This window comes from Pseudoalteromonas sp. PAST1, from assembly GCF_021532515.1.
Taxonomy (GTDB): Bacteria; Pseudomonadota; Gammaproteobacteria; order Enterobacterales; family Alteromonadaceae; genus Pseudoalteromonas; species Pseudoalteromonas simplex.
Genome location: NZ_JAKGBH010000072.1, coordinates 1 through 16,423, shown reverse-complemented (window position 1 = coordinate 16,423; position 16,423 = coordinate 1). Strand labels below are relative to the sequence as shown.

The 16,423-nt window shown below is 40.9% G+C and carries 12 protein-coding genes and 1 pseudogene; all 13 read left to right on the top strand.

The annotated features are described in order from the left end of the window. Positions 1 to 303: 303 nt before the first annotated feature. A pseudogene (locus L1272_RS21355) lies at positions 304 to 1,520 on the top strand (IS4 family transposase). A gap of 119 nt (positions 1,521 to 1,639) precedes the next feature. Next, entirely contained in the window at positions 1,640 to 2,005 is a 366-nt protein-coding gene (locus L1272_RS21350; protein WP_199525045.1) for a hypothetical protein, read from the top strand. A 107-nt stretch (positions 2,006 to 2,112) separates the two neighbouring features. Further along, positions 2,113 to 2,610: a DUF411 domain-containing protein gene (locus L1272_RS21345; protein ID WP_063528221.1), complete on the top strand. Its 498-nt coding sequence runs from the start codon at positions 2,113 to 2,115 to the stop codon at positions 2,608 to 2,610. Then, positions 2,610 to 4,037 carry a TolC family protein gene (locus L1272_RS21340; protein WP_235374238.1) on the top strand — a complete coding sequence of 476 codons (1,428 nt, stop codon included), beginning with the start codon at positions 2,610 to 2,612 and terminating at the stop codon, positions 4,035 to 4,037. The genes L1272_RS21345 and L1272_RS21340 overlap by 1 nt, the downstream gene beginning before the upstream one ends. Then, the gene (locus tag L1272_RS21335) at positions 4,037 to 5,809 is read left to right on the top strand and encodes an efflux RND transporter periplasmic adaptor subunit (RefSeq protein WP_235374237.1); all 1,773 of its coding nucleotides are present in this window, start codon (positions 4,037 to 4,039) and stop codon (positions 5,807 to 5,809) included. Before L1272_RS21340 ends, L1272_RS21335 begins: the two co-directional genes overlap by 1 nt. A gap of 15 nt (positions 5,810 to 5,824) precedes the next feature. Beyond that, positions 5,825 to 8,989, top strand: coding sequence for an efflux RND transporter permease subunit (locus L1272_RS21330; RefSeq protein ID WP_063528224.1), 3,165 nt, complete (start codon positions 5,825 to 5,827; stop codon positions 8,987 to 8,989). A gap of 79 nt (positions 8,990 to 9,068) precedes the next feature. Continuing rightward, entirely contained in the window at positions 9,069 to 9,689 is a 621-nt protein-coding gene (locus tag L1272_RS21325) for a PepSY domain-containing protein (RefSeq protein WP_235374236.1), read from the top strand. Next, on the top strand, positions 9,689 to 11,521 hold the full coding sequence (locus L1272_RS21320; protein WP_024596190.1) for a 2Fe-2S iron-sulfur cluster-binding protein: 1,833 nt from the start codon (positions 9,689 to 9,691) through the stop codon (positions 11,519 to 11,521). The genes L1272_RS21325 and L1272_RS21320 overlap by 1 nt, the downstream gene beginning before the upstream one ends. 24 nt (positions 11,522 to 11,545) lie before the next feature. Then, entirely contained in the window at positions 11,546 to 11,893 is a 348-nt protein-coding gene (locus L1272_RS21315; RefSeq protein ID WP_010558032.1) for a copper resistance CopC family protein, read from the top strand. Positions 11,894 to 11,912: 19 nt separating this feature from the next. Beyond that, a complete protein-coding gene (locus tag L1272_RS21310) occupies positions 11,913 to 12,800 on the top strand; it encodes a copper resistance D family protein (protein WP_063528226.1) in 888 nt (295 codons plus the stop codon). Positions 12,801 to 12,815: 15 nt separating this feature from the next. After that, complete coding sequence (locus L1272_RS21305; RefSeq protein WP_008467847.1) at positions 12,816 to 13,286, top strand: YybH family protein; 471 nt, start codon at positions 12,816 to 12,818, stop codon at positions 13,284 to 13,286. Positions 13,287 to 13,313: 27 nt separating this feature from the next. Then, entirely contained in the window at positions 13,314 to 15,137 is a 1,824-nt protein-coding gene (locus tag L1272_RS21300; RefSeq protein WP_039972484.1) for a copper resistance system multicopper oxidase, read from the top strand. After that, entirely contained in the window at positions 15,134 to 15,994 is an 861-nt protein-coding gene (locus L1272_RS21295; RefSeq protein WP_004589262.1) for a copper resistance protein B, read from the top strand. Before L1272_RS21300 ends, L1272_RS21295 begins: the two co-directional genes overlap by 4 nt. Positions 15,995 to 16,423 lie beyond the last annotated feature (429 nt).

Sequence of the window (16,423 nt, the reverse complement as noted above, 5' to 3'; positions counted from 1 at the left end):
GTAGCGTTGCCATAGCAGTTTCGCTCGCGCGGAGAAAATTGCGATACTGAGAAAAAATCGATCGCAACCATCTTAAATGGTTTCAAACTAAGAACATACCCAAGACAATTTATTAAAAATTAGTTTTTACACAGTCTGTGCCAAAAGCGGACACTTCTAGTCAATGGTGAGCAACGAATTTATAGCTTGCACAAATATCAGATGTACCTAAAAGTATTTGTAAGTTTAATTAAAGCAATATAGCTGACGAATCCCCACGAATGGCGTAGATAAAACAAATAGTTAGAGGCGAAGGGAACATTCATGGCAGTTCCCGATCTGATCTTTCGCCAAAAACACCTAACCATGAATGTAAAAACAATGCTCGCCGATTTCCTCTCATTTGTCACCCCCAAATGTATGCACAAAGCCCGATTTTTAGCTGTGGGGGCGGCAGTACAAAGCTTGATGCAGAATGCCAATGTACGGTAACGGCTATCGGCCGTAATTTTGACAGTGAAACGTCAGAAAAACACGGCATCAAACGAGCTGACCGTTTGCTAAGAAATGAAGCGCTTCAAGCAGAGGCGCCGCTTATTTATGGCGAAATGACCCGCTTGCTACGTCAGGGCAAACAGCCGCTGATTTTAGTGGACTGGAGCAATGCCGACACCGAAAAGCGCCATTTTATCCTGCGTGCCAGCCTGGCGCTAGAAGGTCGCCCACTGACGTTACATCAAGTTGTTGTGCCGATGGACGAGTATACGTGCCCACACGTACACAGGGCGTTTTTATACCGGTTAAAGCAGGTACTGCCGGCAGACTTTAAGCCGGTGATTATTACCGATGCGGGTTTTAAAGTGCCGTGGTTTAAGCAAATACGTAAGCTCGGCTGGCATTACATTGCCAGAGTTCGTGGCAACCAGACACTGCAACTACCCGGCCAGGATGCCTATATCACGGTTGCCAAAGCCTACAAAAAAGCACGCCCTACGCCCCAAGTCTTGGGTGAGGTTAAGCTGACCAAAGCCCAGCAATATCGCACTCAAGCCGTGCTGGTGGGCACCGGTTGGAAGCTGCGAAAATCCGACAAACACAAGCAATATAAAGAGCCGTGGTTGTTGGTCTCATCCTTGCCCAATTGCTTCGATTACGCGACGAAGATTGCCAAATGCTACGGCAAACGCATGCAAATAGAAGAGAGCTTCCGCGACCAGAAAAGCCAGACCTATGGCTTAGGTAGCGAAGCCCACCGTACTTATAAACGCGAACGATTGGAAGTGCTGTTGCTATTAGCGGCACTGGCAAATTGGTTGCATTACATGATAGGGCTGGCGGCAGAGCTGGCCGGGAAGCACTTGCAGTTTCAGGCTAACAGCATCAAACATCGGCGAGTACTCTCATTTAACTACCTGGGAATGCGATTATCAAAGGCCGCCCAGCTGGGCTTAACTGAAGAAGAGATACAAGCGGCAAGACGGCAAGTCATGCTCTGGGCCGCAGAGTTTGACTGGGGTGTCATCAAACTGGAAAAGAGCTGATACTATGGTCAAATTCGAGGGGATCCCTCAGCAAATATTCATAAATGTTTACATGACATCAATTTACTTATTCGAAAATTTGTATTAGCATAGGCCATGTATATTTTTTTGAGAATTTTATGTCTAAAGCATTTTCAAAAGTCTTAGTAATAACGCTTATGCTGGTTGCCTTTGTAGGGCAAGCATTTGCGTATTCTGCTATGTCTTGCGAAATGTCATCAGGTTCTCACGAATCACACATGAACATGAACATGAACATGAACATGAACCATGGTGATATGAATAAAAGCAGTAATGGTCAATCAGAAGATTGTTGTGACGTTGAATGTATTTGTCCTGCAAATGCTTGCTCATCTACGACAGTCCTAAATTCCAGTATTGATTCGACAGATATTCAAATATTCAGTGAATCTGTAGCTGCTCTGCAATCTAAACAACCTCATTCAATTTCCACTTCCCTTTATCGTCCACCAATTTTTGCCTAATACAGGATTAGTGCGTCCAAATTTCGCGCACATGTAATTAATTTTTCTGTTAGTCAATATAGCGTCGTAGCGCTATAGATATTTTCCAGCGATGTCTGGGGGCAAAAATGATCAATAAGTATTTAAAAATAGCAGTAGTAATGCTGCTTTCACCTGCGTTTGCAAACGCCAACGAACATAACCATGCACACAATAACGACGTAACACCTTTGGAGTTAATCGTTTATAAAACCCCTAATTGTGGGTGTTGTAAAAAATGGATAACTCATATTGAAGACAAAGGGAACGTTGCGCATTCCAAAGATTTCCGAAACATCGGCAACATCAAAACTAAGTATGGTATCAAACCTAATTACCGTTCATGCCACACGGCAGTGAGTAGAAATGGATTTGCCTTTGAAGGTCATATACCTGCTAAATTTATTCAGCAGTTCTTATCAGAAGAACATCCCAATGCGATTGGGCTTTCAGTTCCAGCAATGCCAGTTGGCTCTCCCGGTATGGAAGTCGATGACCGCTTTATGCCATACAACGTGTTAATTCTATTTAAAGATGGAACGAGCAAAGTCTATGCAAAAGTTAAAACATACGAGGAGCAATTCTAATGAAATTGAACTCTTCAAACCTTACTTCACTTTCAACTGCATTAATACTCGGCTTATCTGTATTCTCAGCTCAAGCTGAGAAAGTAGTGTCGCTTGAACAAGCTATCACCTTAGCTCAGCAAAATGATCCTTGGCTTCATGGTAGCCGGTTGAAACAAAGTGCAGTTGAAAATAGAAGTATTGCTTCAGGTACTTTGCTTGATCCGAAAGTATCGCTAGGGATAATGAATTTACCAACAGATACTTGGGATTTAGATCAGGAAGGAATGACTCAGCTAAAGGTTGGCGTCTCTCAAATGTTTCCGAGAGGCGACAGTCTAGAGATCAAGAAAGACCAGTTACAAATTGAGTCCACGAAATTTCCACTGTTACGAGAGGATCGTAAAGCTAAGTTGAAAAGCCAAGTGTCACAACTTTGGTTAGATGCTTACTTAGCCCAACAAACTATTAAATTGATTGAAGATGATTGGTCTCTTTTTGAGCAGATGGCGGAAGTGGCTAAAGCTAGCTATTCAAACGTTGTTGGTAAAACTAGACAGCAAGATGTTATTCGTGCTCAGTTGGAAATCGTGCAGTTAGATGACAGATTAACTTCGCAAAAGCAGAAACTAGAAACGACAATCGCTCGTCTCAATGAGTGGCTTCATATTTACGATGCGGATCGTTTGAATGAATCATTCAACTTTGACGCGCAACCATTAGAGTTTAGGGTTTCTAAAAAGTTACCTGCAATTACTCTGAATAATCCAACAGTCCTAAAAGCATCTAATTACTCAAGAAATCTATTGGCTCAGGAACTTGCTAATCATCCAGCCATACTTGCAATTGATGTAAAACGCAAAGCTTCAGAAAAAGGAGTTGAGTTAGCCAAACAGCAATATGAGCCGCAATGGGGTGTCAATGCGAGCTATGCCTATCGTGACAATATGCCTTCTGGTGATAGCCGAGCTGATTTATTTTCTGTTGGGGTAACGTTTGATTTGCCTTTGTTCACTGAGAATAGACAAGATAAGCAAGTTGCAGCTTCTATTGCTGATTCAGAAGCTATAAAAACCGAGAAATTATTGCTGACAAAACAAATGATCAGTGCGGTGGAAAAGGAGCTTAGACAGCTTAAACGTTTATCTGACAGGCAGTCTATTTATCAAAAACAACTTCTCAAACAAACGCATGACCAAGCTGAAGCGTCATTGACGGCTTACACCAACGATGATGGTGATTTTGCCGAAGTTGTTCGAGCAAGAATCGCAGAATTAAATGCCAGAATAGCAGCCTTAAAAATTGATGTTGACGCACTTAAAACAGTTGCTCGCATTAACTATTTCTTTTCGTACTCTCAAACTAACTCAAATGCTGAGCATAAGCCAATGCACACTTCGCACAGAATGAATCAACACTTATCCAATCAGCAATTTGGAGAAAAATAATGTCAACGAATACTAAAACACCAAATTTGAAACTAGTAGCCGCCATCATCATTGGGGCAGCACTAGGTGCTGGAGCATTAAGTTTATATCAAGGTACAGGTTCAAGCGGTAATGGCAATGAAGCTACATCAGGAGAGAAAAAACCGCTGTATTGGGTTGCACCGATGGATTCTAATTACCGTCGTGACAAGCCCGGTAAGTCGCCTATGGGTATGGATTTAATTCCTGTGTATGAAGAAGGATCATCTGGTGATGACTTTGGCCCCGGAGCCGTAAAAATCGCGCCTCATGTAGTGAATAATCTTGGGGTTCGCACTGCTCCTGTTGAGCTTAAAAATATGCATACTGAAATATCAACCGTAGGTTACGTTCAATATGATGAAGATAAGCTAATTCACATCCATCCACGTGTAGATGGTTGGATAGAAAAGCTCTACGTCAAAGCCGCAGGTAATCCTGTTGAGAAAGGGCAGCCTCTATATACACTATATTCTCCTCAGCTAGTTAACGCGCAAGAAGAACTATTAATAGCTATAAAGCGCAATAATAGTTCCTTAATTGCGGCGGCCAAAGATCGGCTTAAAGCGTTACAGCTTTCAGCAGACTTTATTCAAAAGCTAGAAAAGACACGAAAGGTTCAGCAAAACATCACCTTTTACTCCCCTCAGGCAGGTGTTGTTGATGGTTTGAAGATTAGAGAGGGTTTTTATGTAAAGCCGGGAAACACCATATTAAGCATTGGTCAGCTAGATCAAGTTTGGGTTGAAGCAGAAGTGTTTGAACGTGACGCAGCCTTAATTAAAGAGGGACTTCCTGTATCAATGACACTGGATTATTTACCCGGAGAGGACTGGGCTGGTGTCGTTGATTATGTTTATCCAACATTGAATAGTAAAACACGCACACTCAGAGTGAGACTGAAGTTTGACAACCCAGACTATCAATTAAAACCAAACATGTTTGCACAAGTCTCTATTCACGCTAATCAAGCTGATAGCACGATACTCGTACCTAAAGAAGCCGTCATTCGCACAGGTAAACAAGACAGAGTTGTACTTGCCTTGGGGGATGGGCAATTTAAGTCTATCGAAGTGACAATTGGCCGGGTTGATATCGATAGTATCGAAATCTTAGAGGGTCTTAATGAAGATGATGTTGTGGTGACATCTGCTCAATTCTTGATTGATTCTGAATCAAGTAAAAACTCTGATTTTAAACGAATGACTCATGACGAAGTGCCTAGCTCTGTTTGGATGGAAGGCGAAATCAACAGCGTCATGGCGGGACATCGTATGGTTAATATTACTCATGGTCCTGCTGAGGCTTGGGATTGGCCTGAAATGGTTATGGATTTTACTGTGGCTGAAAAAGTCGATATTGACTCATTAAAGTCAGGTCAATCTTTGCACTTTGAAGTGAGCAAAACCGAAGAGGGTGGATATGAAGTTACTGGAATTCATATCATGAGTGAGCCTGCTGATATGAGTGAAGAAGTATCATCAGCAACAGCATCAGGTTTAATTAATGCGATTGATATTGATACACGGATTCTAAATATTAGCCGAGGCCCAATAGAGAAGTGGGATAGACCTGCTGCGACGATGGATTTTATCGTCGCGGACAATATAGAAATAGTTGATTTCAATGTTGGTGATAATGTCACTTTCACTTTTGAGGTTAGGGATGACTTAGTTATCACTGACATTTCTCTTGAATCAGATGAACAACACGGCAAGGAAAATAAGCCGGTCGTTGATCACTCGAATCATTAAGTTGGGAGAAAAATAATGATTGAATCAATTATTAGATGGTCAATTGGCAATCGCTTCTTTGTTATCTTAGCTACCTTAATTTTGATTGGTGGTGGGCTATTTTCAATAAAGAATACGCCTGTTGATGCACTACCAGATTTATCTGACGTTCAAGTAATAATTAAAACGAATTACCCCGGTCAGGCACCGCAAGTTGTTCAAGATCAGGTTACTTATCCACTGACAACTGCAATGTTGTCTGTTCCCGGCGCTGTTACTGTTCGTGGCTATTCATTTTTTGGTGACTCATTTGTTTACGTCATCTTTGACGAAGACACTGACTTATATTGGGCAAGGAGCAGAGTACTTGAATATTTAAGTCAAGTAGCCCCTTCACTACCCGCTAGTGCGCGTCCACAACTAGGGCCAGATGCGACAGGTGTTGGCTGGGTTTACCTATATTCTCTTGTAGATAAAACGGGCAACTTGGATATTAGCCAATTGCGTAGTATTCAAGATTGGTTCTTAAAATATGAATTGCAAACTGTCCCCGGAGTGTCAGAGGTTGCTGCCGTTGGTGGAATGGTTAAACAATATCAAATACAAGTCGATCCCGATAAGTTAAGAGCCTACGGTATACCACTTAGTCACATTCAAATGGCCCTTAAGCGTGGTAACCAAGAAACAGGTGCCTCTGTTGTTGAAATGGCTGAAGCAGAGTACATGGTTACCGCTACTGGCTATATCAAAAGTATTTCAGATATAGAGTTGATCCCTCTCGGTGTGAACGAACAAGGAACGCCGCTTACTATTGGCGATGTGGCAGAAGTTAACTTAGGTCCACAAATGAGACGGGGCATCGCGGAACTTAATGGTGAAGGAGAAGTTGTTGGTGGTGTGGTTGTTATGCGCTTTGGTGAAAACGCACAAAAAACCATTGATGGAGTAAAAGCCAAATTAGAAGAGTTAAAAAAAGGTTTACCCGAAGGAGTTGAAATAGTTACGGTTTATGATCGCTCTGGCTTAATAGGAGAGGCGGTAGAAAACCTATGGAGTAAATTGCTCGAAGAGCTTGCTGTCGTCGCGATTGTATGTGTTGCATTTCTGTTTCATTTGCGATCTTCGATTGTTGCAGTTGTCACTCTACCTATTGGCATCTTAGCTTCATTTATCATCATGCATATGCAAGGTATCAATGCGAATATTATGTCATTAGGTGGTATCGCTATTGCAATTGGTGCGATGACAGATGGCGCAATAGTGATGATTGAAAATATGCATAAACATATGGAAAAGACACCGCTAACAGATGAAAATCGTTGGCAAATAGTCTCAAAGGCGGCAAGTGAAGTCGGTCCTGCATTATTCTTTAGTTTGCTCATCATTACAGTCTCATTCTTGCCTGTATTTATTTTGGAAGCGCAAGAAGGAAGAATGTTCTCTCCTCTTGCTTACACAAAAACATATGCAATGGCTGCATCAGCAGGCTTAGCGATAACATTGGTGCCTGTATTAATGGGGTACTTTATTCGAGGCAAAATTGTTTCAGAAAAGAAAAATCCGTTAAACCGATTGCTAATTGCTATTTACATGCCTGTTTTAAAGCAAGTAATGAAGTTTCCAAAATCGACAATTGTAGCAGCAATATTAGTGACTATCGTCGGTTTTTGGCCTGTTGATAAGATTGGTAGCGAGTTTATTCCTCCTCTAGATGAAGGAGATTTAATGTACATGCCGACTACATATCCGGGGATCTCTATTGGTAAGGCAAGAGAAATTCTACAGCAGACAGACAAGCTAATTAAAACAGTGCCAGAAGTTGAAACAGTATTTGGTAAAGTAGGAAGAGCTGAAACTGCAACTGATCCCGCGCCTCTAACTATGATTGAGACCTTCATTCAGTTGAAGCCTCAAGAAGAGTGGCGTGAGGGAGTTACAACAGAATCTTTAAAAGCTGAGTTTGATAAGTTGGTTAAGTTTCCGGGCTTGACGAATGCTTGGGTTATGCCAATCAAAACTCGTATTGATATGTTGGCAACAGGTATTAAAACGCCAGTAGGTATTAAAGTAGCAGGAGCTGATTTAAATACGATTCAAGAGATAGGGCAACAAATAGAGCAATTGTTACCTGAGGTGACAGGAACCGCTTCAGTTTATTCTGAACGAGTTGCAGGTGGACGATATATCAAAGTTGATATTTCTCGTGAGAAAGCAAGTCGTTTTGGATTAAACATCGATGACGTACAACAAGTAGTTTCAACTGCTATTGGTGGGATGAATGTCACTCAAACAGTAGAAGGTCAAGAGCGTTATCCTGTCAACTTGCGATACCCACAAGATTATCGTGACTCTCCAGAGCAGTTGTCGCGCTTGCCTGTTGTCACTCCAAATGGACAACGCATCGCACTAGGTGACGTAGCTGAAATAAAAGTAGAAGTAGGCCCTCCGGGGATCAAGAGTGAAAATGCACGTATTAATGGTTGGACGTTCATTGATATAGAGGGCGTTGACGTAGGTACTTATGTTGAAAGTGCAAAAGAGCATTTAGCTAAAAATCTTATATTACCAGCAGGTTATTCGATTACTTGGGCTGGTCAATACGAATATATGGAAAGAGCCAAAGCCAAGCTTACTTACGTTGTTCCATTGACGCTCGCCATTATTGTTATTTTGCTTTATTTGAACTTCAGAGCGTTTAGCGAAGTTGCGATCATCATTGTGACTTTACCGATGGCAATGATCGGTGGGTTATGGTTGATGTATTTAGAAGGGTTCAACTTCTCTGTAGCAGTTGGTGTAGGCTTTATTGCTCTGGCTGGAGTAGCTGTTGAGATTGGCGTAATAATGTTGGTATATCTCAATCAGGCGCTCGCTGAACTTAAGGAAAAAGCGAAAGAGCGAGCAGAACTCATCTCAGAAGATGAATATCAAGATGCCTTATTGCACGGTGCTGGATTACGTGTTCGTCCTGTAATGATGACAGTAGCGACAATCATTATCGGCCTAATGCCTATTTTATATGGTACAGGAACAGGCTCTGAGGTAATGAGTCGTATTGCTGCACCAATGGTAGGTGGGATGACAAGTGCAGTCCTGCTAACTCTAATTGTTTTACCCGCGATTTATTCAATCGTTAAAAAGCCCGAAGTAAACGCCTTTAACAAGGAACTTTCTAACTCGGAGCTAAAAAACAATGCTTAGAAAAGCTAGGAAGTACCATAAATGGCTAATGGCATTTGTAGGGATACAATTCCTTTTCTGGTCGATTACTGGTGTGTATATGGTGACTATGGATATTCACTATATACACGGCGAAACCTTGGCTAAGAGTGAGGAAGCCAAAATAGATTTAGCAAGTATGGATTACTCCATTTTAAAGCTAGCTGCGGATTATCCTAAAGCTAGCCAAGTTACACTTACTCAAAGTATGGGCCGTCCTTTGTATTCTTTTATTAATGGAGAAAATGGAAAAGTAGCAATAGATGCTAAAACTGGAGCTGTTCAGGCCCTTGTAGATGAAACCAAGGCTAAAGAAATCGCACAATACCATTATGTGCTGAATCATCAAATCGACAGCATAAGGTTGATTAAGTCAGCGACAAACTTGCCTGCTGAGTTGTCCCCAAGGCATTTACCTGTTTGGAGAGTGACGTTTGAGCAATTCTCCACACCGACATTTTATATAAGTCAACAAACAGGATCACTTGTTGCCAAGCGTCATGATTACTGGCGATTGTTTGATTGGATGTGGCGGTTCCACATTATGGATTACTATGATGGAGAAAACGTATCTAACTGGTTTTTGTTCTTGGTCGCAACTCTAGGTCTAATGGGAGCAATTACTGGCGCAGTATTGACTTATTACCGAGTGCTTTCCCCAAATAAAAAGAGAGTCATTTGATGCGACTATTTAAGTTAAATACAACGATACACAAGTGGCTTTCTTTATTTGTTGGTTTACAACTGCTTATTTGGTTGGGAACGGGCCTTTACTTCAATTTGATGGATCACAGTAAAGCCAGTGGTAATGAACTTAGAGTTCATTCTCATCATGAAGGTAGCATTACAGGCTTTGACCTATTCCCTATTAAAGACATTACTAGTAATGCTCCGCAGGAAGTAAACCTTATATGGGTTTTACATCAGCCTTACTATCATTTTGTGTTCGATAAGGGGCAGCATAGCTATCAAGAACGCCACTCAAAGCTATTTGATGCTGTAACAGGAAAGCCATTTAATTTGTCTGAAGAACAAGTACTAACTTTGGCAAAAAACTCCTACTCAGGACAGGGTAAGTTAACTACTCCAGTGTTATCTCAACCTCCGTTTTCTGATCACGTAAGGCAGCAAAATCCTATGTGGCAAGTTGCCGTTGAGGATGAGAACAATACAACTATTTATTTAGATAGTATTACAGGTCAAGTACTTCGCCATGCCAATGATGATTTCAGATTGAAAGATCTGATGATGAAGCTTCACTTTATGGACTATGGCAATTCTGGAGGATTTAACCATTGGTTGATCATTGCATTTGCTTTTGCAACGCTATTCCTTTCAATTACTGGTGTTACTTGGCTGATACAACAGTATCGAAGTGGTTTACTGAAGCTAGGTTGGGGCACTAACAGGCAAAAAGTGGCAGTGACGTTTTCCAATGAAAATACTATTACTGACATCTCAGCAGTTGGTCGCTCAACTGTACTAGAAGGGCTAGCTAGTTCACATGTATACCTTCCTTCAGGTTGCGGTGGTGGCGGTACTTGTGGCAAATGCGTGTTCTTAAGTTCAACTAAATTACCTATCACACTATCTGAACAGGAACATTTATCTCAGGAGCAACTTAAGGAAGGTTATCGGCTTGGATGTCAGCATAGGTTCTCTGAAATTAGTTCGATTGAAGTTAATACTGATCGCAATATTGAAAATCATGAGCTAGTTGTGGTTGCGACTAATTTCATTACTCCTTTTATCAAGGAAGTGAAATTTAAACTGAAATCAGGCAAACAGTTGGCATTTAAAGCTGGTGCATATATGCAATTTGATGTGCCAGCAGGGATGAATAGCTTACGTCCAGATGATATGCCAGAGTGCTATGAAAAATACTGGGATAGCTACTATCATGGAAAATTTTCTCATAACGGTGTAACTCGCCACTACTCATTAGTTAACTTTGACGAGGAGTCTGATGAGTTAATGTTTAATATCCGTTGGCAGACCGCAAAGAATGGTTTTAAAGCAGGAATAGGTTCAAGTTATTTAGGTTCACTCCAAGTAGGTGAAACGATAACTGCAAAAGGCCCTTTTTCTGATTTTTATGCCACTTCAAATAAAAAAGTTAGTCGCGTGTTTATAGGTGCGGGTTCAGGACTTGCACCACTAAGGTCTATTATTTTTGAACAGTTGAAAAAGCATAAAGATAAAAGTGGTTTGACTCTTATCTATGGTGCGCGAACTGAAGATGACTTGCTATACCATAATGAATTGAAGTCACTGAGTGAGAAGCATAAAAACTTCTCTTATATTCCTACTCTTTCTAATCCTTCAGAAGAATGGCAAGGGCACTCAGGCTATGTTCAAAAAGTACTTCTGCCGTATATGAACCAAAAATCAGAACTGCTTTTGGCTGAGTTTTACTTGTGCGGTCCAGAAGCAATGATGAGTGAAGTGGAAAAAATAATTACAGATGCTGGGATTCCAAGTAATCAAATTTTCAAAGATAAATTTAGTCGTTAATCCATTAAATAAATAGAGGTAAATATGAAAAAACTAATTAAATTTTTAACCGTAATCAGTGTCGTTTTTAGTAGTGCGGTATTTGCGCATGTGCATCTTGAAAAAAGTGTGCCTGCTGATAATGCAATGCTAATGAATCCTCCAGAAGAGTTAACTTTGGTGTTCACCAAAGAGGTACGGGTTGTAAAAGTTTCATTGGCCAATAAACAAGGCGAAGAATTTAAATTTGGATTCGAGCCTTCTAAAGTCGCTACTAGCAAATTTACATGGAAACTACCTAAATTAGCTCCTGCAAACTATGCTGTGGATGTAACCTTCTTAGGTAACGATGGTCATAAAATGAAACATAGCTTCGGCTTTATGGTTCACTAAAATAGGCGGTGTGATTGATATGGAAATGTATATCTGGAATACAGTCATTGTACTGTCAAAAATTGTATTTTACGTCGGCTTTGCCTGTATTGCTGGTTATACATTTTTCAGGCAAATATTTGAGAATAATGAATCTCATACTAATGCTGTAATCGCGAATTTAACGTGTACAAGAACTTATATAGTTATGGCTTTGATCGCTAATATTACTTGGTTCTTTGCCAGTACTGGTGCAATGGCAGAAGAGGGAATTCAGGGGGCGATAGACGCTGATATATTGGCTATTATGTGGGACTCCTCTGTCGGCACTGGAGCTTTGCTTCGAGCGCTTGGGCTAGTTACCGCAATAATCGCTTTAGCTTTAAGGTTCAAACTCGCTGTGAACTCGTACTTAAAACAAAGCGCTTTAATGTTGAGTTTATTAATCCTTGCATACTCATTCACGTTACTGGGTCATATTTCTGAGTTAGGCACAATTGAAAAAGGCTTGCTTATTTTGCATGTGCTCGTTATGGCATGGTGGTTTGGGGCGTTATTGCCACTAAAACAGGCTTGCCATCAGCTAAGTTATGCAGAACTTCATTTGCTGATGGAAAGCTTTGGCAAACAAGCAAGTTTTACATTGAGCCTATTGTTGGTAGCAGGCCTCTGGCTCGTGATTCAATTGGTCGGAAGTCTTGATGCACTAATAAGCTCAAGTTACGGACAAACACTGTTGTTTAAATTGGCCCTTGTAGTGTCTATTTTGGCACTTGCTGCTAAACATAAACTAATACTCGTTCCACAACTTAAAAATAGTCAAGGCAGAGAGGCTTTATCTAAATCTATCTCGATAGAAATGGTAGTAGCTTTTGCCATTTTATCTGTAACGGCTGGGCTTACTAGTGTTGTTGGCCCTGCAAATTAAAACCTAAAAGAGAGAATGAAAATGAAAACAATAAATATATTACTCGTTTTATTAATGACGTTTAGTTTCGCAGCAAACGCTCATGGTGATAAGAACAAAGACAAAGGTTTGTTTAAAGGTATAGATACCCCAGCCGCAAAAGTTGTTTTGGCATTTCATCAAGCACTTGAAACTGGCAATCAAAAACAGGCTAGAGCGCAGTTAGCGGATGATGTCACCATCTTCGAGGGAGGCCGCGTTGAAAGGAGCGCTGATGAATATGCTCATCATCATATGTTGTCGGATATGAAGTATTTAGCAGCGATGAAGAGCGACACACTTGAACATCAAGTGACGATACTTGGAAATACCGCTATCTCTGCGTCGCGCAGTCAAACTACAGGTACTCATAAAGGTGTTGAACGCGATTATCAAGGCATGGAAACGATGGTGCTGGAAAAACAAAATGGTGAATGGAAGATTAAGCACATTCATTGGTCACATTAATTTATTGGTCAAACAACGGAGAGTAAAATGAGAAACAACAATCCATTACATCAAGTTTCTACGCCACGTAGACGCTTTGTACAAGGATTAGCTGCTGGCGGTGTATTAGCTGCTTTTCCAAGTGTTCTTCATGCAGCTTCATCTTTGCTTGCTGGAACTTCAACAGGTACTGCGCCCGAACTAAGTGGGGAAGTCATAGATCTGGTGATAGATGAGTCACCAGTAAACTTCACAGGTGTTGTAAGAATGGCTACAACAATCAATGGCTCAATACCAGCTCCTACCTTGCGCCTCAGAGAAGGTGATGACGTTACTATCAGGGTAACGAATAAATTATCAGTGCCGAGTTCAATTCATTGGCATGGGATCATTCTTCCGTATCAAATGGATGGCGTACCGGGTATTAGCTTTAAAGGTATAATGCCGGGTGAAACCTTTGTTTATAAATTTAAGCTGCAACAAAGCGGCACATATTGGTATCACTCACACAGTGGTTTTCAAGAAATGACAGGTATGTACGGCGCATTAATTATTGAGCCAAGAGAAAAGGATATTATTAGTGCTGACAATGAGCATGTCATCCAATTGTCTGATTGGACTGATGATGACCCAATGGATTTGTTTCGCAAGTTAAAAGTACAGAGCGATGTATTTAACTTTAATCAACCTACTGTTCCAGAGTTTTTTGATGACATTTCAAATAGCAGCGTTTCAAATGCGCTACAACGCCGGGAAATGTGGAATAAAATGAGAATGAACCCTACAGATCTTGCAGACTTATCAGCATCTGCAATGACTTTTTTAATGAATGGTTGTGCGCCTTTGACAAACTGGCGTGGAATGTTTAAAGCTGGCGAAAAGGTTAGGCTTAGATTTATTAACGGTTCTAGCAATACGTTTTTTGATGTAAGAATACCTGAGCTGAAGTTAACAGTTGTACAAGCTGATGGACAAAATGTTGAACCTGTGACAGTAGATGAATTTAGATTTGGTCCCGGTGAAACTTATGATGTACTTGTCGAGCCAAAAAATGATGCATATACGATTTTTGCACAAAGCATGGATCGCTCAGGTTATGCTAAAGGTACTTTATCAATGGCACCTAATATTGATGCACCAGTACCTGCTCTAGATCCCGTTGAATGGTTAACGATGACAGATATGATGGGGAATATGGCCCAAGGTGGTGAGCATTCCGCGATGGCAGGTATGGCAGACATGTCGGGCATGAATTCTAATAAAATGGATCATAGTGCAATGGGTCATGGAGCGATGGCAATGGATCATAGTAAACATGGAATGACTAAAAACCCATTAGCTGTTGCTAGCACTAAAGTGCGTCATGCAAAAACAGAGTATGGAGCTTCTGTTGATATGCGTGTTGATATGCCTAGAACAAACCTTGATGATCCCGGTATAGGTTTACGTAAAAATGGACGCCGTGTTTTAACACTTGCAGATTTACATTCTCTTGAGGGAATTACAAACCAGCAAGAGCCAGAGGCTGAAATTGAATTACATTTAACTGGAAACATGGAGCGTTATAGCTGGTCATTTGATGGCTTGGAATTTGGAAAAAGCACGCCAGTTCACATGAAGCATAATCAACGTTTAAGAGTTATTTTACAAAACGATACAATGATGACACATCCCATGCACCTGCATGGTATGTGGAGCGATTTGGAGAATGAAAAAGGTGATGTACAGGTTCGTCGCCATACTATCCCTGTACAACCAGCGCAAAGAATTAGTTTTTTAACAACACCTCATGACGTAGGTCGCTGGGCATGGCATTGCCATTTATTATTCCACATGGATGCAGGTATGTTTAGAGAGGTAGTTGTATCATGAAAAAATTAATACTAACCAATACGTTAAGACTATTATTAATAGGTTTGCCCCTTATAAGTGTATCTGTATCTGCAAAAGATGAGATGACTGAGATGGGTGATTCTAAAATGCAAGCACAAGGTGGAGATGCACCTAAAGATGCTAGAGACCCCCATGCTTATGCAGCAGGTACAACTTTGACTGAAGGTCCTTATGCACTCAGTAGCGACAAACGACTGACTTTGGCAGATGAGCATTCATTTTACGCGCTACTAGGGGATCGTCTTGAATATAATGAGCAAACAAACGCAGGTGTTTTTGACTTTCAGGCATGGTATGGCACTACTTTTGATAGATTAGTCATCAAAACTGAGGGAGATTTTAGCGAAGGTAATTTAGAGGAGAACCAAACAGATTTTCTATGGGGCCACGCAATATCTGCTTATTGGGATACACAAGTCGGTATTCGACTTGATTACAATAACGAAGGTGAAAACCGCAAATGGCTAGCTTTTGGTTTACAAGGTCTAGCCCCCTACTGGTTTGAAATTGATATGACTGCGTATTTAGGAGAGCAAGGTAATAGTGCATTTTCGATCGAAGCTGAGTATGAGCTATTACTTACTCAAAAGTTAATTGTTCAACCACGAGCAGAGTTGACGCTTTACGGTAAGGATGACGTCCAAAATAACCTTGGTAGTGGCTTATCTAGCAGTGCTATTGGTTTTCGGGTTCGTTATGAGTTTACCCGCCAGTTTGCTCCCTATGTTGGCGTTGAGTGGACAAATAAATTTGGTAATACAGCCGACTTTGCGAAGTTAAATGGGCAAAGTACGCGTGATACTGCTTTTGTTGCAGGTATCAAGTTCTGGCTCTGATGTGAAGAAATACTATATTGACTTGATGAGAGCTACCGCAACTATATTGATGGTAGCTTTCGTTTTTTGGGATTTAAACCATTTTAGTTATGTTAGGAAAGGCCTAGCTAATAGTTTTTTGGAAAGAACTAAGAGCAGTAATAGTAAGCTACTTCTTGTTTTCAGTCGGTGCCAGTCTGGTGTATACCTATCAAGGTGGAATATCAGCTAAGAAGTAAAGTTGGCGAATGTTTAAGGTTAAAGAGTCAAGCCAAAAAACATCGCCATTGAACATTAGGCTTGCGCAATCTCACCCTTTCAAGGGCGAGTCAAGCAAGAGGTAACTAGTCTTTTTTCTGACTTAAAGCGCGTGAAGTTTTTACGGCTCTTTCACTTGGCGGTGTGTTTTGATTTTCAATGTACTGCTTAATTACATCCAAACTCGCGCCG